The 24,568-nt window shown below is 66.5% G+C and carries 28 protein-coding genes, 1 tRNA gene and 1 other RNA gene; all 30 read left to right on the forward strand.

The features are described 5' to 3' along the window. The first annotated feature begins 98 nt into the window (after positions 1 to 98). The 30 genes from PLZ73_06435 (at position 99) to mraY (ending at position 24,568) form a co-directional block, all read left to right on the forward strand. Positions 99 to 755, forward strand: coding sequence for a hypothetical protein (locus PLZ73_06435; GenBank protein ID HOO77510.1), 657 nt, complete (start codon positions 99 to 101; stop codon positions 753 to 755). Then, on the forward strand, positions 755 to 1,585 hold the full coding sequence (locus PLZ73_06440) for an XdhC/CoxI family protein (GenBank protein ID HOO77511.1): 831 nt from the start codon (positions 755 to 757) through the stop codon (positions 1,583 to 1,585). The genes PLZ73_06435 and PLZ73_06440 overlap by 1 nt, the downstream gene beginning before the upstream one ends. Continuing rightward, a complete protein-coding gene (locus PLZ73_06445) occupies positions 1,582 to 3,858 on the forward strand; it encodes a molybdopterin-dependent oxidoreductase (protein HOO77512.1) in 2,277 nt (758 codons plus the stop codon). Before PLZ73_06440 ends, PLZ73_06445 begins: the two co-directional genes overlap by 4 nt. Continuing rightward, positions 3,855 to 4,334 carry a (2Fe-2S)-binding protein gene (locus PLZ73_06450; GenBank protein HOO77513.1) on the forward strand — a complete coding sequence of 160 codons (480 nt, stop codon included), beginning with the start codon at positions 3,855 to 3,857 and terminating at the stop codon, positions 4,332 to 4,334. The genes PLZ73_06445 and PLZ73_06450 overlap by 4 nt, the downstream gene beginning before the upstream one ends. Next, positions 4,334 to 5,188, forward strand: a complete 855-nt coding sequence (locus tag PLZ73_06455) for a xanthine dehydrogenase family protein subunit M (GenBank protein HOO77514.1) — start codon at positions 4,334 to 4,336, stop codon at positions 5,186 to 5,188. The genes PLZ73_06450 and PLZ73_06455 overlap by 1 nt, the downstream gene beginning before the upstream one ends. Further along, the gene (locus PLZ73_06460) at positions 5,185 to 5,820 is read left to right on the forward strand and encodes a nucleotidyltransferase family protein (GenBank protein ID HOO77515.1); all 636 of its coding nucleotides are present in this window, start codon (positions 5,185 to 5,187) and stop codon (positions 5,818 to 5,820) included. The genes PLZ73_06455 and PLZ73_06460 overlap by 4 nt, the downstream gene beginning before the upstream one ends. A 794-nt stretch (positions 5,821 to 6,614) precedes the next feature. Beyond that, the gene (locus PLZ73_06465; protein ID HOO77516.1) at positions 6,615 to 7,376 is read left to right on the forward strand and encodes an imidazole glycerol phosphate synthase cyclase subunit; all 762 of its coding nucleotides are present in this window, start codon (positions 6,615 to 6,617) and stop codon (positions 7,374 to 7,376) included. 58 nt (positions 7,377 to 7,434) lie between these two features. Then, positions 7,435 to 7,737, forward strand: coding sequence for a (2Fe-2S) ferredoxin domain-containing protein (locus PLZ73_06470; protein ID HOO77517.1), 303 nt, complete (start codon positions 7,435 to 7,437; stop codon positions 7,735 to 7,737). Positions 7,738 to 7,759: 22 nt separating this feature from the next. Continuing rightward, positions 7,760 to 8,113, forward strand: a complete 354-nt coding sequence (locus PLZ73_06475) for a DUF1801 domain-containing protein (protein ID HOO77518.1) — start codon at positions 7,760 to 7,762, stop codon at positions 8,111 to 8,113. A gap of 404 nt (positions 8,114 to 8,517) precedes the next feature. Then, the gene (locus PLZ73_06480; protein HOO77519.1) at positions 8,518 to 9,132 is read left to right on the forward strand and encodes a TIGR00730 family Rossman fold protein; all 615 of its coding nucleotides are present in this window, start codon (positions 8,518 to 8,520) and stop codon (positions 9,130 to 9,132) included. A gap of 158 nt (positions 9,133 to 9,290) precedes the next feature. Continuing rightward, positions 9,291 to 9,758, forward strand: a complete 468-nt coding sequence (gene tsaA / locus PLZ73_06485) for a tRNA (N6-threonylcarbamoyladenosine(37)-N6)-methyltransferase TrmO (GenBank protein ID HOO77520.1) — start codon at positions 9,291 to 9,293, stop codon at positions 9,756 to 9,758. A gap of 37 nt (positions 9,759 to 9,795) precedes the next feature. Continuing rightward, on the forward strand, positions 9,796 to 10,662 hold the full coding sequence (locus tag PLZ73_06490) for an MBL fold metallo-hydrolase (protein HOO77521.1): 867 nt from the start codon (positions 9,796 to 9,798) through the stop codon (positions 10,660 to 10,662). A 75-nt stretch (positions 10,663 to 10,737) separates the two neighbouring features. Further along, positions 10,738 to 11,250 carry a hypothetical protein gene (locus PLZ73_06495; GenBank protein HOO77522.1) on the forward strand — a complete coding sequence of 171 codons (513 nt, stop codon included), beginning with the start codon at positions 10,738 to 10,740 and terminating at the stop codon, positions 11,248 to 11,250. Between the two features lie 126 nt (positions 11,251 to 11,376). Further along, positions 11,377 to 11,706: a DUF1330 domain-containing protein gene (locus tag PLZ73_06500; protein HOO77523.1), complete on the forward strand. Its 330-nt coding sequence runs from the start codon at positions 11,377 to 11,379 to the stop codon at positions 11,704 to 11,706. Positions 11,707 to 11,752: 46 nt separating this feature from the next. Next, positions 11,753 to 12,151, forward strand: coding sequence for a hypothetical protein (locus PLZ73_06505; GenBank protein HOO77524.1), 399 nt, complete (start codon positions 11,753 to 11,755; stop codon positions 12,149 to 12,151). A gap of 27 nt (positions 12,152 to 12,178) precedes the next feature. Then, a complete protein-coding gene (locus PLZ73_06510) occupies positions 12,179 to 12,712 on the forward strand; it encodes a GNAT family N-acetyltransferase (protein ID HOO77525.1) in 534 nt (177 codons plus the stop codon). After that, positions 12,709 to 13,500: a hypothetical protein gene (locus PLZ73_06515; GenBank protein HOO77526.1), complete on the forward strand. Its 792-nt coding sequence runs from the start codon at positions 12,709 to 12,711 to the stop codon at positions 13,498 to 13,500. Before PLZ73_06510 ends, PLZ73_06515 begins: the two co-directional genes overlap by 4 nt. A 49-nt stretch (positions 13,501 to 13,549) precedes the next feature. Continuing rightward, positions 13,550 to 14,473 carry a hypothetical protein gene (locus tag PLZ73_06520; GenBank protein HOO77527.1) on the forward strand — a complete coding sequence of 308 codons (924 nt, stop codon included), beginning with the start codon at positions 13,550 to 13,552 and terminating at the stop codon, positions 14,471 to 14,473. A gap of 19 nt (positions 14,474 to 14,492) precedes the next feature. Then, complete coding sequence (locus PLZ73_06525) at positions 14,493 to 14,753, forward strand: hypothetical protein (protein ID HOO77528.1); 261 nt, start codon at positions 14,493 to 14,495, stop codon at positions 14,751 to 14,753. A gap of 13 nt (positions 14,754 to 14,766) precedes the next feature. After that, complete coding sequence (locus tag PLZ73_06530; protein ID HOO77529.1) at positions 14,767 to 15,513, forward strand: alpha/beta fold hydrolase; 747 nt, start codon at positions 14,767 to 14,769, stop codon at positions 15,511 to 15,513. A 40-nt stretch (positions 15,514 to 15,553) separates the two neighbouring features. Next, a tRNA-Val gene (locus tag PLZ73_06535) sits at positions 15,554 to 15,625 on the forward strand. A gap of 42 nt (positions 15,626 to 15,667) precedes the next feature. After that, a complete protein-coding gene (locus PLZ73_06540; protein ID HOO77530.1) occupies positions 15,668 to 16,399 on the forward strand; it encodes a C4-type zinc ribbon domain-containing protein in 732 nt (243 codons plus the stop codon). Positions 16,400 to 16,401: 2 nt separating this feature from the next. Further along, positions 16,402 to 16,785: RNase P RNA component class A (gene rnpB / locus PLZ73_06545), an RNA gene on the forward strand. 231 nt (positions 16,786 to 17,016) lie between these two features. Next, positions 17,017 to 17,439 carry a division/cell wall cluster transcriptional repressor MraZ gene (gene mraZ, locus PLZ73_06550; GenBank protein ID HOO77531.1) on the forward strand — a complete coding sequence of 141 codons (423 nt, stop codon included), beginning with the start codon at positions 17,017 to 17,019 and terminating at the stop codon, positions 17,437 to 17,439. 119 nt (positions 17,440 to 17,558) lie between these two features. Next, the gene (gene rsmH / locus PLZ73_06555; protein ID HOO77532.1) at positions 17,559 to 18,467 is read left to right on the forward strand and encodes a 16S rRNA (cytosine(1402)-N(4))-methyltransferase RsmH; all 909 of its coding nucleotides are present in this window, start codon (positions 17,559 to 17,561) and stop codon (positions 18,465 to 18,467) included. Positions 18,468 to 18,469: 2 nt separating this feature from the next. Further along, positions 18,470 to 18,850 (forward strand): hypothetical protein, encoded by a 381-nt coding sequence (locus PLZ73_06560; protein ID HOO77533.1) that lies wholly within the window; start codon positions 18,470 to 18,472, stop codon positions 18,848 to 18,850. 91 nt (positions 18,851 to 18,941) lie between these two features. Beyond that, the gene (locus PLZ73_06565; GenBank protein HOO77534.1) at positions 18,942 to 20,591 is read left to right on the forward strand and encodes a penicillin-binding protein 2; all 1,650 of its coding nucleotides are present in this window, start codon (positions 18,942 to 18,944) and stop codon (positions 20,589 to 20,591) included. 2 nt (positions 20,592 to 20,593) lie between these two features. Continuing rightward, positions 20,594 to 22,051, forward strand: coding sequence for a UDP-N-acetylmuramoyl-L-alanyl-D-glutamate--2,6-diaminopimelate ligase (locus PLZ73_06570; protein HOO77535.1), 1,458 nt, complete (start codon positions 20,594 to 20,596; stop codon positions 22,049 to 22,051). Continuing rightward, positions 22,048 to 23,439 carry a UDP-N-acetylmuramoyl-tripeptide--D-alanyl-D-alanine ligase gene (gene murF / locus PLZ73_06575; protein ID HOO77536.1) on the forward strand — a complete coding sequence of 464 codons (1,392 nt, stop codon included), beginning with the start codon at positions 22,048 to 22,050 and terminating at the stop codon, positions 23,437 to 23,439. The genes PLZ73_06570 and murF overlap by 4 nt, the downstream gene beginning before the upstream one ends. A gap of 4 nt (positions 23,440 to 23,443) precedes the next feature. Beyond that, the gene (gene mraY, locus PLZ73_06580; protein HOO77537.1) at positions 23,444 to 24,568 is read left to right on the forward strand and encodes a phospho-N-acetylmuramoyl-pentapeptide-transferase; all 1,125 of its coding nucleotides are present in this window, start codon (positions 23,444 to 23,446) and stop codon (positions 24,566 to 24,568) included.

Raw genomic sequence — 24,568 nt, forward strand, 5'->3', positions numbered from 1 at the left:
ACGGGCAAACTGCCTTTGGCGCGCCCGGAAGAGGGCGCTTTATAGTGGTTGAAGCCGACCCGAGCGAAAGGATATTATTCTTAACCGAGGTTGTATCGATGAATATCATTTGCCCGATTCTGGCGCTGGCGGTTTCGCTGGCCTCCCTCCCCGGGGAGTACCTGGAGGTGTCCCCGGACAGCCTGGGGGTCACCCCCGACGACTATATCGGGGTCAAAATCAAGCTCAAGTGCCGGTTCCTGAAACTGGATTCCACCTGGATCGGGGACCCGGAAGTCTACCGCTCCGCCGCAGACTACGTCGGGTTTTCGGTCCAGGCCGGAGACCGGGTCTTGGCCCAGCTCTTCGCCCCCGTCGCCCTCAAGCCGGAGCTGGATCGGTTCGACAAGGGGGACCGCCTGATCGTCTACGGCCAGGTTTTCAGCTCCCGCTACAACTTTCCCTGGATCGACGTTTCCCGGGTGAGCGAGGGTTGGGTGGTGGGCGAGGAGGCCGCCGAGGTCAGCGATGAACGCCGGGAGCTGGCCCGGGACTACGAGGATTTCCTGCGCAACCGCCAGGGGCTGCTCAAGGAACTGGATGTCGAGACCGCGCGCCGGCTCTACTACCGGCAGGAAGCCCTGATCTGGCTGCTTCTGGAGAAGGGGGTCTTTTCCCGGGAGGAGTTCGACGCCGCCGTGGCCCGGCAGGGAGCGGCTCCCAGCCCCGTCCCCCCCTGGCAGCATTACCTGGAGGGGGTCCCGGCGGAGGACTGATGGATATCTTCGATTTCATCCGGGAGAAGCGCGCCGCCGGCCAGGCGGTGGTGCTGGCGACGGTGACGGCCGCCCGGGGCTCCGTCCCGGGGGAGCCGGGGAAAAAACTGGCCCGCTCCGCCGACGGGGGCCTGGAGGGGACGGTCGGGGGCGGCGAGCTGGAGTCTCGGGTGATCGAGGCCGCGGACGAGGTGCTGGCCGAGCGCCGGGGGCGCCTCCTTTCCTTCGAATTGGACCGGGAAGCGGCCGGAGGGCTGGGGATGCTCTGCGGCGGCAGCCAGGACATCTACCTGGACTACATCGGAACCGCTCCCGCCCTCGTCATCTTCGGAGGAGGTCACGTCGGCCTGGCCCTGGGGGTCCTGGCCCGGGCCGCCGGATTTTCTTTCGCCGTCGCCGACGACCGGGAGGAGTTCGTCTCCGCCGAGCGCTTCCCCGGGGCTTTCTCCCGGCACCTGATCGATTTCGAAGCCTCCTGGGACGGCCTCCCCGTCGACGATGAGTCGTTCGTGGTCATCCTCACCCGCGGGCACGCTTTCGACCGGGAATGCCTGGAACGGGCCCTGGCCTCCCCGGCCCGCTACATCGGGATGATCGGGAGCGAACGCAAGGTCCGGGCCATCTTCGACGGCCTGGAGGCGAAAGGGATCCGTCCCGGAGACGACCCCCGGGTCTATTCGCCCATCGGCCTCGAACTGGGGAACGACTCCCCGGAGGAGATCGCCGTCAGCATTCTCGCCGAGATCGTAGCCGTCAAATCAGGAGGGAGCTGCCGCCATATGCGCGAGCGGCTCCGGCCCGGCCCCGGGTCGGGCGAAGGGGAAGGATGAGCGAATTTACCTATATCGGGAAAAAGGTCCCCCGGATCGACGCCCGGGAGAAAGTGACCGGGAAGACCCGTTACTCCACCGACCTTTATCCGGCGGGGATGCTCTGGGGTAAAGTGAAGTGGAGCGACCGGGCCCACGCCCGCATCGTCCGACTGGACGTCTCCCGGGCGCGGGAACTTCCAGGGGTGGCGGCCGTGCTCACCCACGAGGACGTCCCCGGCCATAACGGGTTCGGGATCATCACCCCCAACTGGCCGGTGCTCTGCGTCGACCGGGTCCGCTACCGCGGCGATGCCCTGGCCCTGGTCGCGGCCGAGGACGAGGAGACCGCGGAACGGGCGGTGAGCCTGATCGAGGTCGAGTACGATCCCCTGCCGGTCATCGACACCCCGGAACAGGCCCTGGCCCCGGGCGCGGTCGCCATCCACGAAAACGGCAACGTCATGCACACCATGGAACTCTTCAAAGGGGACGTGGAACGGGCCCTGGCCGCCTCGGAGCTGGTCCTGGAGCGGACCTACGCCACCCAGTTCATGGAGCACGCCTACATCGAGACCGAGGGGGGCCTGGCCGTCCACGACCCGGAGACGGGGGTGATCACCATCTGGTGCGGCGACCAGTACGCCTTTCGGGACCAGCTCCAGGTCGCCCGCAGCCTGGACTGGGACCCCCTCAAGATCCGGGTCATCGGCTCCCCCACCGGGGGCGCCTTCGGAGGGAAGGACGAGATTTCGGTTCAGATCCACCTGGCCCTGCTGGCGGTGCGCACCGGGAGGCCGGTCCGCCTGCATTGGACCCGGGAGGAATCGATCCGGGTGGGGCCCAAGCGCCACGCCATGACCACCACCTTTCGGATCGGGGCCGGCCGCGACGGGACCCTGCGGGCCATCGACGTCAAGGTCGTGGCCAACACCGGCGCCTACGACACCATCGCCGCCCCCGTCCTCAACCTGGCCCTGGAATCGTCCCCGGGACCCTACCGCTACGGCGACTCCCACTTTCTGGGGGTCGCGGTCTACACCAACAACGCCATGGGCGGCGAGTTCCGGGGGTTCGGCGCCCCCCAGGTGGTCTTCGGAGTGGAACAGGAGCTGGACCGGCTGGCGGAGGAGCTGGGGATGGACCCGATCGACCTGCGCCTGCTCAACGCCGTGGAGCTCGGGGACGTCTCCGCCCTGGGGCACGAACTGCGCACCAGCGTCGGCATCAAGGAGACCCTGGAGGCCGCCCGAGAGAACGATCTCTGGCGCCGCCGGGAAGCGATCAAGGCCGAACTCGACGCCGCCTTCCCCCACCGCCGCCACGGGGTGGGAGTGGCCTCGGAGTGGCACGCCGTCGGGCTCGGGGTCGGTATCCCCGACTTCTCCAACATCGTCCTCGAGTTCGACTCCGAAGGCAGGATCACCATGCGCACCGGGGCCATCGAGATCGGGCAGGGCAATCTGACCGCCTACGCTCAGATGCTGGCCGAGGCTCTGGAGTACCCCATCGACCGGATCGAGGTGATTCACGGGGACACCTTCGAGACCCCGGACTCGGGCACCGTCACCGCTTCCCGCTCGATCCTGATCAACGGCAACGCCATCCTCGACGCCGTGGCCCGGCTCAAACCGGTCCTGCTCGAGCTGGGGGCCGAGGTCCTGGGCGTACCGGCCGCCGACCTGGTCTACGGCGGCGGCCGGGTCTCGGTCGCCGCCGACCCGGGCCGGAGCGTCGACATCCCGGCCCTCGCCGCCCGGGCGGAGGCCGCCGAGCGCCCCCTCAAGATCACCGGGGCGGCGATCATGGCGGTGGCCGACAAGGACTACGGGGAGGGGCTCCCCCATAACTACTACACCTACATCACCCAGATGGCCCTGGTGGGCGTGGACACCGGCACCGGCGAGGTCTCGCTGATCCGGGCCATCTCGGTTCCGGAGATGGGTCGGGCCATCAACGTCCACGGGGTTGAGGGCCAGTGCGAGGGCGGCCTGGTCATGGGTCAGGGCTATACCCTCTACGAGGAGGTGGTGGTCCGGGAGGGCCGCTTCCTCAACACCGGTTTCACCACCTACATTCTCCCCACCTCCCTCGACGTCCCCGAGCAGGAGACGATCATCGTGGAGAAGCCGGAGAAGACCGGGCCCTTCGGGGCCAAGGGGGTGGGGGAAGCGGGGACCGTCCCCATCACCCCGGCCATCGCCAACGCCATCCACGACGCCGTCGGGGTCAGGCTTACCGAGCTGCCCATTACCCCCGAACGGGTATTGGCGGCCATGAGGGAACGGTTATGAAGGAAATCGTCGTCACCTTCCGGCTCAACGGGAAGGAAACCACGGTCTCGGTGCCTCCGGCCCTGACCCTGCTCAAGCTTTTGCGCGAACGCCTGGGTCTGACCGGGGCCAAGCCGGGCTGCGAGCGGGGGGAGTGCGGGGCCTGCACCGTCCACCTCGACGGCGCGCCGGTGAACTCCTGCCTGGTCCTGGCCGCCCAGGTCGACGGGCGCGAAGTCGTGACCGTCGAGGGGCTGGAACGGGGCGGGGAACTCCACCCCCTGCAGGAGGCCTTCATCGAGGAGAGCGCCATCCAGTGCGGGTACTGCACCCCGGGCATGGTCATGGCCGCCAAGGGGCTGCTCGACCGCACCCTCGACCCCTCGCCCGAGGAGATCCGGCGGGCCGTCTCCGGCAACATCTGCCGCTGCACGGGCTACACCAAGATCTTCGCGGCCGTCCGGTCCGCGGCCGAAAAGATGAGAGGAGGTGCTTGATGCGCTTCGACTACAGCCGTCCCCGCGATCTGGCGAAAGCGGTCGAACTCCTCTCCCGGGACCCCGAAGCCCGTCCCCTCGCGGGCGGAACCGATATCCTGGTCGGCGCCCAGGAAGGGACCGCGCGGCCCAGCCGGCTGGTCGACCTGGCCGGGATCCCCGAGCTTGAGGGGATCCGCGAGGAAGACGGGAAGATCTTCGTCGGGGCCGCGGTCACCCACGCCGGGATCTGCGCCAGCCCCCTTCTGGCCGCGGCCGCGCCCCTCCTGATCGAGGGTTGCGCCGAGGTCGGTTCCCCCCAGATCCGCAACCGGGGCACCATCGGCGGGAACCTGGTCAACGCCTCTCCCGCCGCCGACGGCATCCCCCCGCTGCTGGCCCTGGGGGCCGAGGTCAGGATCTTCGGCCCCGCCGGCGCCCGGACCCTCCTCTTGGAAGAATTCCTGCTCGGGGTGAAGAAGACCGCCCTCGAGCCCGGGGAGGTCGTGGTCGGGGTCGCCTTTGCGCCCCTGGGTCCGGACGAGGCCGGTTTCTTCCTCAAGCTCGGCCAGCGCCGGGCCCTGGCCATCGCCAAGGTCTCCGCCGCCGGCCGCGTCGCCTTCGCGGGCGCGGCGGTGAAATCCGCCCGGATCGTCCTGGGGGCGGTGGCGGTCACCGCCGTCCGCGCGGCCTCGGCCGAAGCTTTCCTGGAAGGGAAGGAACTGACCCCGGAGACGATCGCCGAGGCCGGCCGGCTGGCCGCCGGGGATTCCCGGGCCATCGCCGACATCCGCTCCACCGCCGCCTACCGCGACGAGATGGCCGGGCTCCTGGTCGCCCGGGGCCTGGAGCGCCTGGCCGCCTCCCGCTCTTGAAACCGGCCCCGGAGAGGGAGGTCTGGGGCGTCGTCCTCGCCGCCGGGTTCTCCCGCCGCTGCCCACCCGGGAAACTCCTCCTTCCCTGGGGAGCTTCCTCCGTGGTCGGGACCGTCGCCGCCCACCTCCTATCCGCCGGCCTGGGGCGGGTGCTGGTCGTGGTCGGGCACGAAGCCGAAAGCGTGAAGCGGGCCCTGGCCGGCCTCCCCCTTGAAATCGTCCCCAACCCCGCCTACCGGGAGGGGATGGGGACGAGCGTGGCCGCGAGCCTCGATCGCTGCCTGAACGACCCCGGGTTCCCCTCGGAGGCGGGGATGCTCCTCCTCCCGGCGGACACCCCCTTCATCGGCGTCGCCGTCCTGAGCGCGGCGGCCGCGGCCTACCGGGAGGGCCGGGGCGACATCGTGGCCGCCTCCCACGCCTTCCGCCGGGGCCACCCGGTCGTCTTTTCCCGCCGCTTCGCCGCCGAGCTGCGCAAAGCCTGTCTGGAAGGGGAGGGTGCCCGCCAGGTGGTCCGGGCCCACCCCGAGGCGGTCTTCCACCTCGACGCCGGCCCCGAGGTCCTGGAGGACATCGACACCATGGAGGACTACGGCCGCCTCCGGGGGCTCTACGATAAAGGGGAGGCATAGGGCAGAGTGCATGGAGCATAGGGCATAGAGCATAGAGCATGGAGCATAGAGAAAAACCCCTCTGCCACGGCCCCCTTGGGGCTCAGGGTTCGGGGTTCAGGAGGGGAGAGAGCAAGCCGGCTGGAGTTTTACCATGAAGGGCACGAAGGGGGGAGGGGAGAAGCGCGGGAGCGCCGGTTCCTTTTTGTCACAAAAGTTGTCACACATCTTTTGTGACATTTTTTGCTACGGATAGGGAAAGCGAAGAGCAGGGAGCATAGCGTAAATCTGTCATTGCGAGCGGAGCGAAGCAATCTCCTTATATTTGAACTGCTCCGGAGATTGCTTCGTCGTCCCGCGAGACGCGGGACTGCGCGCAATGACCTCAAATATTCTGTACCCGCTACTCCCCCTCATCAGAGTTAATCAGAGTAATCAGGTGCAAAAATCTCCAGGGTCCGTGACGGTGTTTTTTTACGCCATGCTCTATGCTCCATGCTCTCTGCTTCTCTCCCCCGAACCCCGAACCCTCTTCTTTTCCCGCTTCATGCCCTTTATGGTTAAAAAGAGCATAAAGCATGGAGCATAGTGCAGAGAGGGTCTCTTTCATCTGTGTAAATCTGTGGACTCCTTCTCTTCCTGAACCCGCTGTTTCCCCTTCATGCCCTTCATATGGCAGAATGCTCCCTGAACCCCGAATCCTCAATGCCCTTCGCTTGGCACGGGAAAAATCCCCGGGACTGCGGGGGTGGAACCCACGGCCGGGAGGATGTAGACTTATACAACGCTATTTCAAGCACCCGGGAGGAACTTGAATGGGAAAGACGGTCAGGATCATGCCTTGCCTGGACATGATGAACGGGCGCGTGGTCAAGGGCGTTCACTTCGTGGATATCAAGGACGCCGGTGACCCGGTGGAATGCGCGCGGGCCTACTGCGCGAACGGCGCGGACGAACTGGCGCTCCTGGACATAACGGCCACGGTGGAGGAACGTCCCACTATGCTCGACGTGGTCAAGCGCGTGGCTCGTGCCGCGACCGTGCCGTTCACCGTCGGCGGGGGAATCTCCGACGTGACCGCCGCCGAGGCGGTCCTGAAGGCGGGAGCGGACAAGGTTTCGGTGAGCAGCGCCGCTTTCAGAGACCCCGGCCTGGTCGAGGAGATGGTCAAGGAACTGGGAGCCGAAAAGGTGACGGTGGCCATCGACGTGGACCGAAACGCCTCCCTTCCCTCGGGCTACGAGGTCTATATCGACGGGGGACGGACCGCCACCGGCGCCGATGCGGTCGAGTGGGCCAAGCGGGTCGACGGGTACGGCGTACCCGTCATCCTCCCCACCAGCAAGGCCGGGGACGGCGCCCGGACCGGGTACGACCTGCCGGTGATCCGGGCCATCAAGGGGGCGGTTGCGGCCGAGGTGGTCGCCTCCGGCGGCGCCGGGGAACTGGCTCACTTCTACGAGGCGGTGGAAGCGGGGGCCACCATCCTCCTGGCCGCCTCCGTCTTCCATTTCGGAATTATCGGCATCCCCGAGCTGAAGGACTACCTGCGCTGCCTGGACGTCCCCGTGATCTGAAAACCGCCGACGGGATCGCTCCTGGCCGAGATACGAAACCAAGTAACGGAGTTCCGTCATGATCGAGCGAAGCGAATCGCCTTACGTCGCGCATGTCTTCGTCTGCACCAACGACCGGGGGGGAGCGCGAAGATCCTGTGCCGACCACGACAGTCCGCTCGTCAAGGCCAGGCTCAAGGCCGCCGTCGCCGAGAAGGGGTGGAAAGGGAAGGTCAGGGTCTCCACGTCGGGATGCATGGGGCTCTGCGACGGCGGACCCAACGTGATCGTTTACCCCCAGAAAATCCGGTTTTCCGAGGTCTCCCCCGACGACGTCGACGAAATCGTGGAGGCCATCGGCCGTATCCTGGCGGATGGTTGAAAAAAACACGGAGGCAGCGGGAATGGCGAAAAAAGGGCCGACCACGGTAACGGAGTACATCGAGGCCGCCGTGCCGGAGGCGAGGCCGCATCTGCGGACCCTGTATCGGATATTGAAGACCGTTGCGCCCGCGGGGACGGAAGCGATCAAGTGGGGGGTGCCGGTGTTTTGGGAGGGCCGGGTCCTCTTCGGCTTCGCCGCGTACAAGGCGCACGTCAGCTTCGGGCCCGGGGAAGCCGCCGTCGAGCGCTTTTCCCGGGAACTGGCGGAGTTCGAGTCCGGCAAGGGCACGGTCCGGTTTCCTTACGATCGGCCCATCCCCGAAGACCTGGTGCGCCGGATCGCCGCCTTCTGCGTCGCCGTCCCGCGAAGCTGAACAGGGGCTTGGAAAGCAAAGAGCAAAGATCTGACCGTCGAACTCTGCCCCTGAAGATTTTTGCACCTGATTTCTCTGATAGGGAAAGAATTCAGAATACAGTATTTAGAATTCAGTAGTCCCCCACGTTGCCCCCTGGAGATTTTTGCACCTGATTACTCTGATTAACTCTGATTGAGAGAGGAATGGGGCCCCTGAACCCTAAAGGGTCCGTGGCGTAGGTGCACTCTGCTCTATGCTCTTTGCTCCCCTCCTGAACCCTGAACCCTCTTCTCCCCCTACATGCCTACATGGTGAGGTTCACCCCCCCGTCTTTCAGCGTTTTTTCGGACAAATGTCCGAAAAAACGCTCAACGACGGCGGGGAAGGGGCTTATTCTGTAGTTTTCTGGGAGAGGGCGAGCGATGAAACGAATCTGCGTGTTCTGCGGCTCCAGCCCGGGTGCGGACCCGGAGTACGTCCTGGCCGCCCGCCGGCTGGGGCGGGCCCTGGCCGCCCGGGGCCTGACCCTGGTCTTCGGAGGGGCCCGGGTCGGCATCATGGGGCAGCTCGCCCGGGCCGCGCTGGAGGCGGGCGGCGAGGTCATCGGCGTCATCCCCCGGCAGCTGGTCGAGATGGAGGTGGCCTATGCCGCGCTCCCCGAGCTGCGTGTCGTGGAATCGATGCACGAACGCAAGGCCCTCATGGCCGAGCTGGCCGACGGTTTCATCGCCCTGCCCGGCGGCCTGGGCACCGTCGAGGAGTTTTTCGAAGTTTTGACCTGGGCGCAGCTGGAGATCCACCGCAAGCCCTGCGGCCTGCTCGACACCCGCGGGTATTACCGGAAGCTCATGGAATTCCTCGGTCACGCGGTCGAAGAGAAGTTCATCGAGCCGGTCCACCGGGAGATGATCCAGATCGACGAAAGCCCCGCGGGGCTGCTCGACAAGTTCCGGGACTATCGGGCGCCGCGGGTGAACAAGGCGGCCTGGATCCGGAAATTGACCGACGAGATCTCGCCGTCGCTCGACGTCCCGTGATGCGCGGACACTGAAGACGAAGAAAACGACATTGGATTCGTCATCGGGGTCGCGGGCCGGACGATTCCGGTCCCGATAGCGATGTGGAATTACCGAAAAATTCCCGCTCCCCGGCCGGAAACCGGGAACCGTCCGGCGGGGAGCCGAGGAGAAAGATAATGAAAACGTTCAACGTGGAACCGATCGGCATTATCCATTCCCCCTTCGCCACCAAGGAGGAATGCCCCATCCAGCCCGGCCTGAGCGAAGCCCCGGGCCGCGTCGAGGTCTTCCCGCGGTACGGGGAAGGCCTGGAGACGATCGAGTCGTTCACCCACATCTATCTGTTCTACGTCTTCGACCGGGCGGGGGAGATCATGCTGTCGCGGCCGACGTTTCTGGACGACGACCGGCACGGGGTGTTCGCCTCCCGGCACCCCTGCCGGCCCAACGGGATCGGCATGTCCATCGTCCGGCTGGAGGGTCGAACCGGGAACGAACTGAGGGTGCGCGGCATCGACGTTCTCGACGGGACGCCTCTGATCGACATCAAGCCCTACATCCCCCGGTTCGACTATTTCGAGAACGCCGGAAACGGCTGGGTGGAGGGAAGGGACAACCGGCCCAAACCCGCCGATCGCGAATAACGGGATAACGTAAGCAGCCACGCCGGAGAGACGGACGGTGAACATCACCCCGAACGTCCACGCCCTGAAACACGGGTTCTCGATCCCGCTCGCCCCGGGCCTGAACCTGCCCCGGTTCGTCTACTCGTTCGTCATCTTCGGGGAAGAGGGAGTCTACCTCATCGACAGCGGCGTGGCCGGCGCGCAGAAGCCGATCCTGGAGTTTATCCGGGAACACGGCCGGTCCCCCGGCGAGGTCAAGCTGCTGCTTCTGACCCACTCCCACGCCGACCACATCGGGGGCGCCGCGGCCATACGGGAGGAAACCGGTTGCCGGATATCCGCCCACCCGGCCGAAAAGGGCTGGATCGAGGACATCGACGAGCAGTTCTCGCGGCGCCCGGTGCCCGGGTTCAAAACCCTCGTCGCCCGCCCGGTCGCCGTCGACGCCGTCGTAGCGGACGGAGAAACCATCGAACCGGAGCCGGGCCTGAGCCTGCGGGTCATCCACACTCCCGGCCATTCCCGGGGGTCGATTTCCCTGTTTTCGCGGGAGGAACGGGTGCTGATCTGCGGCGACGCCCTGGCCCTTCCGGGGGACCTGCCCATCTACGAAGACGCGCCGGCCGCCCTGAACTCCCTGATCGAACTGAAGAAGGTCAGGGACGCGGACTGGCTGCTTTCCTCCTGGGCCGAGCCCGTTCCCGGTTCCCGGGCCGAGGCGGAACTCGAGCGGGGGATCGGCTACCTCAAGGCCATCCATCGCTGCGTCAGGGAGATCGAAAACGCCGGGGAACTCGCCCCGATGGACCTGTGCCGCCGGGCCGCGGAAGCCCTGGGGCTGCCCCCCGCCGCCGTCAACCCCCTGGTGGCGGCGTCGCTGCAATCGCACGTCGCCAACCGGGACAACCCTCTGCTACTATAAACATCGAGACGAGCGACTCGAATCCGAACCGGGTCGAACCTGCGCCGCTCCCGGGATCGCTTCAAGGAGGCTCAGATGATTCTTTTTTCGTCGAGAAAGCTGGAAAAGGCGTTGGTTACGGGAACACTCGACAACTGGGTCAAGGCGAAATATATCGTTATCCCCGCCGTGGTTTTCGCTCCCTTCGCCGCGACGGTGGCGTTCTTCAGTCCCCGAATCGGGGAAAAGCCTTCGGGACTGTATCTCCTGACACAATTCGCGTTTTATATCGCCACGATGTTCATCACCTACTTCGGCATGAAGCTTTGCTTCCGGGCGAACGAAAAGATCGACGGGAAGAACTTCATCGAAAGATTCAGCATTCTCTTGTTGCCCGTCGCCTTGAAGTTATATTGCATCTGCCTCCCCCTCACCATCGTCGCCACCATGATTGTCTCCGCCCTCGTCGGAGCCGATTCGGGGCTTATCCGCGCGAACCTTCTTATATTCGGGCCGCTTATGGTTGTTTTTCCCCTGATTTATTATGCGCTTCTGTTCAGGTCGTTCCGCCGGCTCGGCTATTTGTTGAGACGGATCAACCATGAATAAACCGACGCACGCTCTTCGGGATCCCGAGTCCCCTTGCTATAATAGACAATAGATTTCTCCGGATGACGACGGCCCCCGGGGCCTCGTCGCGGCGGTTCGCGCGGGACGGAGAGGGAGGAATGCTCGATGCCGTTTTATCTGATAATCGCGGTCGACGTCGCCGACGCCGAAACGTACTCGGAGTACGTTCGAAAAGTCTCCGGGATCGTGGCGAAACACGGGGGGAAGTACCTCGCCCGGGGCGGCGAAGTTATCCCGATATCCGGCGGTTGGAACCCGGAGCGGGTGGTATTGATCGAGTTTCCCACCGAGGAACTGGTCCGGAGATGCTTCCGATCGCCGGAGTACCTCGAAATCGCGCCCCTGAGAGAGAGGGCGACCCGGACGAAGGCGATCGTGGTCGAGGGGTGCGACAGCCGGGAATCACCACCCCAATGTTTGCGCGGCGGAGCTTGATCCGGCCCCATCGGACAACCCCACATAATCTGGGCGGAAGATATACATGAGTCTATTGAGCGGTTTTCTTACGGTCGTGTTCCTGACTTCCGCGAATCCGCGCCCGTCGCCGCCGCCGCCCCCGGCGGCGTACGGGCTTTCGGCAAACGACCCCATCCCGGTGGGAGGGGAGTCGTTCGAATCGGGTCCCCGCTACGAACGCGCCTACCTGAACCATTTGCGGGGTCCCCGGGGAGAGCGGATCGCCTACGAACGGACGGGGAGCTGCTGCCCTTTCGAGACCCCCAACAGCCCCTTCGGCGCGGGGCTGCTCGATGTCTACCGGGTAACGTACCCGGGGATGGCCGAACCGGTTGACTTGTATCTGAACATGTACGACCCCCCGCCGGCACGCGCACCGTCCGCTCCCGTTCCGGCGCCGCCCGGGTTCACGTATGTTGAATAGGACCAGTTGCAAAGGAACGGCCGGAACATGATCGACGTTCGCGGTATTCGGCTCGAGGATTGGGAACTGGTGAAGGCCGTGCGCCTGGCCGCGCTCCGGGATTCTCCGGAGGCGTTCGCGGAAACCTACGCCGAGTCCTTGGCCCGTCCCGACGGGTTCTGGCGGGACCGGGCGCAGCGGAGCGCCCGGGGGGAGAGCGCCATCACCTTCCTCGCCTTCGCCGGTGACGAGCCGGCGGGGATGGCCGTCGGCCTCGCGGACGAAACCGGTCTGTCCGCCGCCTACCTGGCCGCCGTGTGGGTTGCGCCCCCGTTCCGGGGCACCGGTCCCGCCGCCTCTCTGGTCGCCGCCGTCGCCGGTTGGGCGCAGTCCCGGGGCGCGGCGGTTCTCTTCGCGGGAGTGCGGCGGCGGTACTCCCGGGCCGAGGGGTTTTACCGCAAGATCGGTTTCGACGAGCCCGTGGGCCCGGTTCCCGACCACCCGGCCACGCGCGGCTGCGGGATCGTCCTGATTAAAAAACTCGAGCCGCGGACGGGTCCGTCCCGGGGGACGGGGTTGTGAGAAAAGCCGTGGCCGCCATTCTCTTGATCGTCCTCCCGGCGGCGGTTGTGCTCGCGGGCGTCTGGATCTTTCTCCCCTTCGCGTTTTTCGGCCCCCGGGCGGTGAAGGATGCCTGTCTCTCCTTTTTCGAAAAGAACGAGACCGTCCGCTCGGGCGAAGCCTACGGGTTCCGCGTGGGCGAGACCAAGGAACAGACTTTCGCCGCCGTCCGGGAACTCTTCGCCGAGGGGGAGTTCTCCGGTCTCGCCCCCTGGGCGGACCGGGACGGATACTATCGGGTCTATCCCCACCTCTTCGGCTACCAGCCGCCGGAGAAGTTCGTGGAGGTGTTCGCCGATTGGGATTCGTGGAAAATCCGGGGCTTTTCCGACGGAGAGACCAAAGAAGTCCAGCTTTTCTTTACCGGGCCGGACAACGATCTGCGGCAGATCGATCGGACCCGGGAAACGTCCGCCGGCTGGCCCACGGAGTATCCCGACGCCTGGCCGGAGAAGGACGGGCTCCCCGCCGTCCGCCGGGGAATGTCGCCGCGGGAGACGTTCGCCGTCCTGGTCCGGTTGGCGGAGCATCCAGGTTACGAGGGGATGGAGATGGCTCCGCTGTATCTAGCCTGGCGCTCGATAAAGCACCTTACGCCGGAGGAACTGGAGAGAATTCTCCCCTTCGACGAGTGGTATATGCGCAAGAGCGAAACCCCTTTCACCACCGACAGCATCCATCTCGGCTTCACCGACGGCAGGCTGACGGAGATCGGCAGGTACCGGAGTTACGACCCGTTCCCGATGTAAGGAGGCGAACCGGAGGCCGCCCTCCCGGGCGGCGGATAAGGCGGTGGCCATGAGCGCCCTGGACCGGCTGTTGGAAAACGCGGACCCCTCCCTGGAGTACCAGGCGACCCGCGACCTCCTCGGGGGGGCGCCCCGGCGCTGCCGGGAGCTTCGGGCGCGGATCGCCGCCGCCGGCCACGGGAAGCTGCTCCTGGACAAGCGCGGCCCCGACGGCCACTGGGGCCGCGGCGCCTACGGCCCCAAATGGACCTGCACCCACTACGTCCTCTTCGAACTGCTCCAGCTCGGCCTCGATCCGGACAACCGGGCCTGCCGGGAATCGGCGGAGCTGCTCCTGCGCCATCCCCGGGGGAAGGACGGCGGGATCAACTACGCCCGGACCGTCGAATACAGCGACGTCTGCGTCAACGGCATGCTCCTGTCCATCGGCGGCTACTTCCGCCTCGGGGAGCGGCTGCTGGAGACGCCGGTCGATTTTCTGCTCGAGACGGAGATGGCCGACGGCGGCTGGAACTGCGAATACTTCCGCGGGGCATCGCGCAGCTCCCTCCACACCACCATCGCCGTGATCGAGGGCATCGAACGGTACCTGGCTTCCGGCGGATCCCGTCGGGCGGGGGAACTGGAAGCCGCGAAAGCGAAGGGGATCGAGTTCATCCTCATCCATGAGCTCTACAAGACCCGGACCACCGGAGAGGTCATCAAGGACGAGTTTCTGAAATACGTCTTCCCGGTGCGCTGGAAGTACGACATTCTGCGCTGCCTCGATTATTTCCGGGAAGCGGGGTTCGGCTACGATCCCCGCCTGGAGGCCGCGCTGAGAATCGTCGAGGAGTCGGGCCGGAAGACCGGCCGATGGAAGGGTGGGGCCCAGGCCGGCAGAACCTACTACAGATCCGACTCGGGCAAATGGAACACCCTGCGCGCGCTGCGGGTCCTGAACCACTTCGGCCGGGAGACGCCCGGAATATGATCACAAGGAGGAAGAAACCATGGCTAAAACCGCGTTCGTGATGTCGGCGCTGCTGGCGCTCCTGGGAGCGGTCCTGACCGCCGCCGGGATCTTCGCCCGGGTCATGCTCCCCAAGATCGGCTACCTGGTCTTCTCCGCCTCGGGCCCGGGGAGCTACAGCCCGGGGAACTACGCCGTCGACCTGGGGGGCTACTACACCCTGACCGGGGCCTGCCTGGCGGCGGGCGTCGTTCTCTGCGCCGCGTTCTACCGGGCGGGGAGAAAAGAGCCTCGCGCCTAGGGCGAAACCGGAGATGGAAACCTACCGGGGCGACGTACTCCTTCTCCATGGCGGTTCGCACGGGGCCTGGTGCTGGGAAGAGGTTCTCCGGGAACTGGAGCGGGCCGGCTGCCGGGGACACGCCCCGGACCTGCCCGGCGCCGGGGCCGATCCCACGCCGCGGGCGAGCGTGACCTTCGAGTCTTGCCTGGCGGCGGCGACCGCCTTCATCGAGTCCGAGGGGATCGAGGAATTCGTGCTGGTCGGCCATTCCCTGGCGGGAATCCTTCTTCCCGAGCTGGCGGCCGCCCACCCCGGAAAAATCCGCGGGGTCGTCTTCGTGGCCGCGTTCGTCCTAAACCGGGGCGAGCGGGTCATCGACCTGATCGCGCCCGAACGGGTCCCCGAGTATCGCCGTCTGGCCGAGGCCGACCCCGGGCGTTCGGTGATGCTTCCCTACGCCGCCGCCCGGGAGCGCTTCTTCAACGACCTGGACGAAGCCGCCGCCCGCGCGGCCTACGCCCGGCTGACCCCGCAGCCGCTCGCCCCCTACTTCGCGCCCGCCCGACTCGACCCCCGCGGCGTCGGGTCCCTTTCCCGCTACCTCGTCTGCCGCCGCGACCGCAACCTGCCCCCCGGCGTCTGCCGCGGCTACGCGGCCAAGTTGGTCGTTCCGGTCGAGGAGATCGACGCCGGTCACGACGCCATGCTCTCCCGGCCGGCCGAACTGGCGTCCCTTCTCCTCCGCCGGGGCCCGGCCCGCGGCGACAACTGTGCTTGACACTCCCCGAAGCATTTCCCTAGTATGCCCTTCGAGGTTCGGGCGATTAGCTCAGCGGGAGAGCACCTGGATCACAACCAGGGGGTCACTGGTTCGAACCCAGTATCGCCCATGCGGCCATGCCTTTCGGCGCCGGCTCAACGAAGGAGAGGAAATGAGAGACGACCTCCGGCAACTGTTGCATCTCCAGAGCGTGGACATCCGGATGTCCGAGCTGGAGGAGGAGAAACGGGGGCTCCTCTCCCACCTGGAAATGCTGGACCGGCGCATCGCGGAGCAGGAAGCGGCGGCGCGGAGAGAAAAGGAAGCCTGCAACCAAGGGCAGGTGACCCTGAAGATGCTGGAGCTCAAGGTCTCCGAAAGGAAAGGCCAGATGCAGCATCACCAGCAGCAGTCGGTCAACGTCAGGAACAACCGCGACTACCAGGCCCTGATGAGCGAGATCGAAGGATGCAAGGCCGATATCAGGCAGATCGAGGACGAGATGCTCGAGGCCATGGAGCAGATCGAGGCGGAGCGCGACGAGCTGACCCGGATAGAAGCCGACCTCGACCGGGCCCGCGAAGAGTTCGGCGCGGAGAAGGAGAAGGCCGGGGCCGAGATCGAGTCGATCGATCGGGAGCTGGCGAATCTGGCCGCCGAACGCGTGGCGGCGGCGGCGGGGATGGACGGGGAGAACCTCGAACGTTACCAGCGGATCTATGACAACCGCAAGGACCGGGTGGTGGTCCCGGCCGTCGACGGATCCTGCCAGGGTTGCTACATGCAGCTCACCCCCCAGCAGGCCAACGACGTGCTCAAGGACGACCGGCTGTACTTCTGCGAGAACTGCGGCCGGTTCCTCTACCTCCCCGAGACGGAGGAGGAACCCGGTTCCGAAAGCTGATCAGGGGCGGAGTGGCGGTCGCCCTCCCTCGTCCGCGGGGGAGGGAGGAAAGTCCGAACTCCGCAGGGCAGGGCGCCCCGGGAACACCGGGGGGGCCCGGGGGGAGACGCCCGGGCCACGGAAAGTGCCACAGAGACGAGACCGCCGATGGCTCCTCCGGGAGCACAGGCAAGGGTGAAACGGTGCGGTAAGAGCGCACCGCCCCGAGGGCAACCGAGGGGGCACGGCAAACCCCGCCCGGAGCAAGACCAAGCAGGACCGAGGCGCGGCCCGCGCCGTTCGAGGTCCGGGTAGGTCGCACCGAGCCCGAGGGCAACCGAAGGCCCAGATAGATGACCGCCCTCCCGCAAGGGAGAACAGAATTCGGCTTACGCCCGCCCCGCTTCAGGCCGGGGCCGCTTAACGGCGGCCCCGGCTTTTTTTCCCCCCGAGCGGCCTCCGGTCCCCTTTTCTGAACCCGAGGCTCCTCCGTTTCCCGCCCCGGCGCCGGCCGGATTCCGGTTAAAAGCCGGTCCCTCATAAAAAACAGAAAAAATTTTTGACAGTGGGGGGCTCGCATACTATTATGGCACCAGGTGGGGAAAAGTGGGGGAAAGTGGTGAATCTGGAGGTCTCGGGTGTTCCTGGGCGAATACAGACATGCGGTCGATTCCAAGGGGCGCCTCTTTATCCCCTCCAAGTTCCGTTCCCGGGAAAACCAGCGGTTTTTCCTGGCCCGGGGCCTGGAAAAATGCCTCTTCGTCTTCCCCGAGGACGAATGGGAGAAATGGCAGTCCCGGATCGGGGAGATGGACATGATGAAGCGGGATGCCCGGGCCTTCAACCGCTTCTTCTTCGCGGGGACTGCCGAAGCCATCTGCGATCGCCAGGGCCGCATCAACCTCCCCGAACACCTGATCGAGTACGCCGGCCTGGGAAAGGACGTGGTGGTGATCGGAGTCTCCTCCCGCTTCGAAATCTGGAGCGAAGAGAACTGGAAGGCCTACGAAGAAGAGTCGGCGAGCCGCTATGAAGAGATTGCCGAAAACCTTGTCGAATAGTCCGGGGACGACCATGAAGCCGAGAACCAGAAATCTGATCGAGTTGATGTGCCTGAACAAGTGCATGCGGCCGGACTGGGGTTTCACCGTCCGGTACCGCCTGCCCAAGGCGCGGGCCGTTGACCGAAAAAAGTAGCCATGCGGCCCGGTCCCACCGGCCGGTGATGGTCGGGGAGGTGCTGGAGTACCTGGCGCCGGGACCGGGGAACCGGGTGCTCGACGGCACCGTGGGAGCCGGCGGGCACGCCGAATCGATCCTTGAAAGCTTGGGGCCGGACGGATTCCTGCTTGGGGTGGACCGCGATCGCGAGATCCTCGATGAAGCCCGGGAACGCCTGGAGCGTTTTTCGGGCCGGGTGAGGCTGGAGAAAGGCAACTTCGCCGAACTCGGGGAGATCGAGCCCTTCGACCGGATCCTTCTCGACCTGGGGGCGAGCAGCCTCCAGCTGGACCGGGCGGAACGGGGTTTCAGCTTCCGGGAGGACGGCCCCCTGGACATGCGGATGGATCGGGACGAGGCCACCACCGCCTTCGACCTGGTCGACAGGCTCGGAGCCGCAGAACTGGCCGACCTGATCTACCGCTGGGGGGAAGAGCGCGGATCTCGCCGGATCGCCCGCTTCATCGTCGAACGGCGGCAGCGGGAACCGATACGGAGCACCGCCGACCTGGCCCGGATCGTGAGCCGCGCCCTGGGGCGCAGGGGAAGAATCCACCCCGCGACCCGGACGTTTCAGGCCCTGCGGATCGGGGTGAACCGGGAGCTGGAAAACCTGGAGGCTTTCCTGGCCCGGGCGCCCTCGCTCCTGCGGCCGGGAGGGAGGATCGCGGTCATCTCCTTCCACTCCCTGGAGGACCGGGCGGTCAAGCAGGCCTTCCGCACCTGGAAGAGGGAGGGGTGGGGCGAAATCCTGACCCCCAAACCGATCCGGGCCGCAGAGGACGAAAAAAAAGAGAATCCGCGCGCTCGCAGCGCCAGGCTGAGGGCGGCGCGAAAACATAACGGGAACAACGTACCCGGGGAATGATCATGAGAGAAGCAGTCATACAGTTCGAACGCGCCGGAATTTCACTGCACGGTTTTTCCCGGCACCTGGGGGCTTTGATCGCGGTCGTGCTGCTTCTGGGGTTGGGCAGCCTCTGGATCCAGGGCCGCAAGGTCGATGTCGGCCGCCAGATCAAGGCGCACGAGCAGGAACTGGCGGAACTGGAGAGCCGGATCACCGGAGTGCAGAGCGCCCTGGCCCGCCTCGAGGCCCCCGCGGTCATCCGGGGAAAGCTCCTGGAGCAACAGATAACCATGGTCGTTCCCTTCCCCGAGGACATCGTCCGGCTGGACGGTTCCCCATCACCTTCCGGCGCCGTTTCGGCGCGGGCGGGAGGCATGTCGCTGGCCAGCGCGATTCCATGAACCCGGGAGAAGGGGGGAACGGCCGGAGCCACGCGGGTCCGGGTCGTTGGTAGGAAGAGTTCACAGAGCGAGAACCGTCATTCTGGCCGCGATGCTGTCGATCTTCGCGGCCGGCGTTCTGGCGAGACTCTTTTTCGTTCAGTGCCTGGGCCATGAAGTCTGGATCCACCATGCCGTCGACCAGCACCGCCGCCTGGGAAAGATCCCGGCGCGCCGGGGCAACATTCTCGACTCCCGGGGGAGCGTGCTCTCCTGCAGCGTCGATTCCCCCTCGCTCTACGCCGTTCCCCTCGAAGTCGACGACCCGGCGGCCGCGGCCGCTCTCCTGGCGCCGGCGCTCGACCTCGACTACGAAACCATCCGCGCCCGACTCGATTCGGACCGCAGCTTCACCTGGATCAAGCGCCACCTCTCCCCCGGAGAAAAGGAAGCGGTCGAAGCCCTGAACCTCCCGGGGCTGGGCTTCCGGGTGGAGAAGAAACGCGTGTATCCCAAGGGAACCATGCTCTCCAACGTCCTGGGGCTGACGGACGTGGACGGCAACGGCATCGAGGGCCTGGAGGCGATGTTCGACCGGCAGCTCCGGGGCCGGGACGGATGGCGCCTGACCGAACGGGACCGCATGCTCCGGGAGGCGGTCTGGTTCCGGATCGAAGACATCCCCCCCGTGGACGGATGTTCGCTGGTCCTGACCGTCGACGAGGTCATCCAGGATATCGCCGAGGACGAACTGCGCCAGGCCGTCGCCGAACACGAAGCCGCCTGGGGTACCGCCCTGGTCATGGACTGCAGGACGGGAGACGTGCTGGCTCTGGCCAATCTTCCCGATTTCGACCCCAACCGTTTCCCCCGCCCGGCGGCGGGCGTGCGCCGCAACCGTGCGATCACCGACCCGATCGAACCCGGCTCCACCTTCAAGGTATTCGCGGGGGCGGCGGCCCTGGAAGCCGGAGTGGTCACCCCCGAAACCAGTTTCTACTGCGAGAACGGCTCTTTCCGGATCGGGGGAGTGGTTCTCCACGACAGCCACCCCCTGGGCACGCTCACCTTCGCCGAGATCATCCGTCACTCCAGCAACATCGGGATGGCCAAAGTGGGAATGCTCCTGGGAGAGGACGACCTCTACCGGACCTTGAAACGTTTCCTGGTCGGGGAAAAGACCGGGATCCAGCTCCCGGGGGAGTCGGCGGGAATCCTCCGGCCGGTCGGCCGCTGGAGCAAGATCTCGCTGCGCAGCATCACCATGGGGCACGAAGTCTCCCTCACGCCGCTGGGCCTGCTGATCGCCTTCGCCGCCTTCGGGAACGACGGGATCGTCCCCGCACCCCGGCTGGTGAAACGGATCGAGACCGCGGACGGCGCTGCGCTCCGGTCCTACCCGGTCTCGAACCTGGGCCGAGCGGTCGCCGCCGCCACCGCCGCCGAGATGCTCGAAATCCTGACCACGGTGGTCGAGGAAGACGGCACCGGCTCCCGGGCCCGGATTCCCGGCTACCGGGTGGCGGGGAAGACCGGGACCGCCCAGAAACCGGGGCCGGACGGAACCTACTCACACCGCCTCTACCGGTCGCTCTTCATGGGAATGTTCCCGGCGGGCGACTCCTACATCGCTATTCTGGTCATGCTCGACGAACCGCAGGGGGCCTATTACGGGGGAACGGTGGCGGCGCCCGCCTTCAAACGGATCGGGGAACGGATCATCCGCTACCTCCAGCTGCCCCCCTCGGAGGAAACCGCGTGAGAATGCAGGACCTGGCCGCCGCCGTCCCCGGTTCCGCGCTCAAGGGCGACGGCCGGATCCGCATCGGCGGCCTGAGCATTCACTCCTCCCGGACCGCGCCGGGAGACCTCTTCGTCGCCCTTCCGGGGACCAGAGCCGACGGCGCCGATTATCTGCACGAAGCCGTCGAGCACGGCGCGGCGGCGGTGGCGGCGCGGGAGTTTGCGGTGGGGCTGCCGCCCGCCGTCTGCCAGCTCCGGACCCCCGATACCGTCCGGGCGCTTCCCCTCCTCGCCGAGGAGTTCTTCGGACACCCCTCCCGGCGCCTGCGCCTGGCGGGGATCACGGGGACCAACGGCAAGACCACCGTGGCTTTTCTGCTCCGGTATCTCCTGGAACGGGGGGGGGTGCCGGCGGGGCTCCTGGGCACCGTCCGATACCAGATCGGGGAGAGGAACCTCCCCTCGGAACTGACCACGCCCGCACCCCCGCTGCTTCAGGAACTTCTGGCCTCAATGGTCAAGGCCGCGCTTCCGGCCGCGGTTATGGAAGTCTCCTCCCACGCTCTCTCCCAGCACCGTCTCGACGGGCTGGTTTTCGAAACCGCCGTCTTCACCAACCTCACCCCCGAGCATCTCGACTACCACCGGGACATGGAGGAATACGGTCGGGCCAAGATCCGACTCTTTTCGGAGCACCTCTCCCCGCGGGGAACGGCCGTCCTCAGCCGTTCCGACCCGTTGAGCGGCCGGATCCGGGATGTGTTTCCCGGGCGCGTTCTGACCTTCGGCCCGGAGGAGGATGCCGATTTCCGGGCCCGAGATATCGTTCTCGAGGCTTCTTCCAGCCGCTTTACCCTGGCCTGGCCCGGAGGAGAAGAGCGCCTGCGCATACCCCTGGTGGGCAGGTTCAACGTGCTCAACGCCCTGGCCGCGGCCGCCGCCGCCTCCGCGTTCGGCGTCTCCCCGGAGCGTGCCGCCGGGATCCTGCAAAGCGCCCCCGGCGTCCCCGGGCGCCTGGAAACGGTGGCCGAAAAGCCTTTCCGGGTCATCGTCGACTACGCGCATTCCCCCGACGCCCTGGGGAACGTCCTGGCTGCGCTCCGGGAGACTTCCCCCGGATCCCGGGTGATCCTGGTCTTCGGCTGCGGGGGGGACCGCGACCGGAGCAAGCGCCCGCGGATGGGGGCCATCGCCGCTGCCGGCGCCGACCTCAGCATCGTCACTTCGGACAATCCGCGTTCGGAAAACCCGGAAGCGATCATCGCCGAGATCGCCGCCGGGTTCGGATCGGCCGGCGCGCGGGCGGAGATCGAACCCGACCGCCGCCGGGCGATCCGGACGGCCCTGGCCGCCGCTCGTCCCGGGGACACGGTCCTGGTGGCGGGGAAAGGACACGAGGAGCGCCAGATCTTCGCGGACCGGGTAGTTCCGTTCAGCGACCGCCTGGAGGTACTGGGCGCGCTGGAGGAGAGGCAATGAGGCCGCTGCGTCTCTTCGACGCCCTGGCCTGGTGCGGGGGGGACCTGGAAGGCGACCCCGGGACCGCCTTCAATTCGGTGACCGTCGACAGCCGCCGGGCCGTCCCCGAATGCCTTTTCGTCGCCTTGCGCGGGCCGCGCTTCGACGGCCACGAGTTCGTGGCCGCGGCCGCGGCGGCCGGAGCGTCGGCGGCCATGGTCGAGACGGATTTCCCGGCGCCTCCCGGTCTCGATCTCCCCCTGTTGCGCGCGGACGGGACCGCACGGGCCCTGGGAGCCCTGGCCCGGGGGTATCGGAAGACGCTGGAAATCACCGCTTGCGCCGTGACGGGGTCCAACGGGAAGACGACGACCAAGACCCTGCTCGGCTCGCTGTTAGGGAGCGTGATGCCCACGGCGGTGGCTCCGGCCAGCTACAACAACCTGATCGGCGTTTCCCTCAGCGTCCTCGCCGTCGAGGGCGGCGACCGGGCCGCGGTCTTCGAACTGGGGATGAACCGCTCCGGAGAGATCGCCGCCTTGGCCGCGATCTCTCTTCCCGAAATCGGCGTGATTACCAATATCGGAGCCGCTCATCTGGGAATGCTGGGGAGCATGGAGGCCGTGGCCGCGGCCAAAGGCGAACTGCTCCCGGCCCTGGAGGGACGGAGGGCCGCGGTCGTCAACCGGGACGATCACCGGGCCTGGGCCCTCCTGGAGCGGTTCCGGGGAGAAGCGGTGGGGTTCGGGGCCGCCCCCGAAGCCGACCTACGGGTCCGCGGGTGGGAGCAGACCGGCGAGAGCGCCCGGGCCGCCCTGACCTGGCGCGACCGCGCCGCGGTGGTGGAGCTGCCGTTCCCCGGCCGCCACAACCTCTACAACTATCTGGGTGCCCTGGCGGCGGCCCTTACTGCCGGGGTCCCATGGGAGTCGGCGCTGGAAGCCACCCCGGGTCTGCGTCTGCCCGCGATGAGGTTTCAGCGCGTGTCCTGCCGGGGCGTCGAGCTGATCAACGACGCCTACAACGCCAACCCCGATTCGATGCGGGCGGCCCTGGCCGCCTGGCTGCTCCTTCCGCGCTCGGGGCGCCGGATACTGGTCAGCGGCGACATGGCGGAACTGGGAGAGCACACCGTTCGCGAACACAGGCTCTGGGGCGAAGCCGCCGCCGGGGCCGGTCTCGACGCCCTGGTTTTCGTGGGACCGGAGTCCGCGGCGGCGGCCGATGCGGCCGCCGCAGCCGGGGCCGCGGAAGTCATGCGGTTCCCCGATCCGGTTGAGGCCGGGGCCGTTCTCGCCGGCTACGTCCGGGAAGGAGACAGTCTCCTCTTCAAGGGGTCGCGCCGGGCGGGCATGGAACGCGCCATCGAGGAAATCCGAAAAAACGCCGAAGGTTCCCCGGGAGGATAAGCGCATGTTCTACCATCTTCTCGTTCCCCTGTCCCACTATTGGATCGGGTTCAACGTCTTCCGGTACATCACCTTCCGGGCCACCTTCGCCGCGGTCACCGCGTTCGTCATCTCCCTGATCTTCGGCCCCGGCCTCATCCGCTGGCTGGAGTCGCGGAAGTTCGGCGAAAAGATCCGCAGCGGGGACGATTACCGGGACCTCGCCGACCGCCACCGGCACAAGGCGGGGACCCCGACCATGGGCGGCATCATCATCCTCCTGGCGCTTCTGATTCCCACCCTGCTCTGGGAACGCTGGGACAATCCCTTCACCTGGATGGCCTTCGGCGCCGCGGCCTGGATGGGAGCGGTCGGGTTCGCCGACGACTGGATGAAACTGCGGGGACGAGGGAAGGGCCGGGGGATGTCGGGGCGGATCAAGCTGGGCGGCCAGGTGCTCCTGGCCCTGGCCATCTGCTTTTTCCTCTATTCCGATCCGGAGACGCGGGACTGGGCGGAGCAGCTGCGGATACCCTTCTACAAGCACCCGGTCGTTCTCAGCATGGGGCTGGTCTGGATACTCTTCACCATCATGGTGATCGCGGGATCGAGCAACGCGGTCAACCTTACCGACGGGCTCGACGGTCTGGCCATCGGGTGCATCGGGATCGCGGCCTTCGCCAGCGCCGTCATGGCCTACCTCACCGGCCACCGGGAAATCGCCGACTACCTCAACATCCTCTACATCCCCTCCGCGGGGGAACTTACCGTCTTCTGCGCCGCTTTGATAGGGGCCAGCCTCGGGTTCCTCTGGTTCAACGCCTACCCGGCCCAGGTCTTTATGGGCGACACCGGGTCCCTGGCCTGCGGCGCGGCCATCGGGACGGTGGCGGTCCTGCTCAAGAAGGAGCTGTTTCTCCTCCTGATCGGTGGAGTCTTCGTGATCGAGGCGCTCTCGGTTCTGCTTCAGAAATCCTACTTCAAGTATTCGCGGCGGCGGTGGGGAGAGGGCCGGCGGATCCTGCGCTGCGCTCCCCTCCACCACCATTTCGAAAAATCCGGCTGGGCGGAAAACAAGATAACGGTCAGGTTCTGGATCTGCGCCATCATCTTCGCGCTTCTGGCCGTGGGGGCGCTGAAACTGCAGTGA

Source organism: bacterium, assembly GCA_035380285.1.
GTDB lineage: Bacteria > Auribacterota > Erginobacteria > Erginobacterales > DAOSXE01 > DAOSXE01.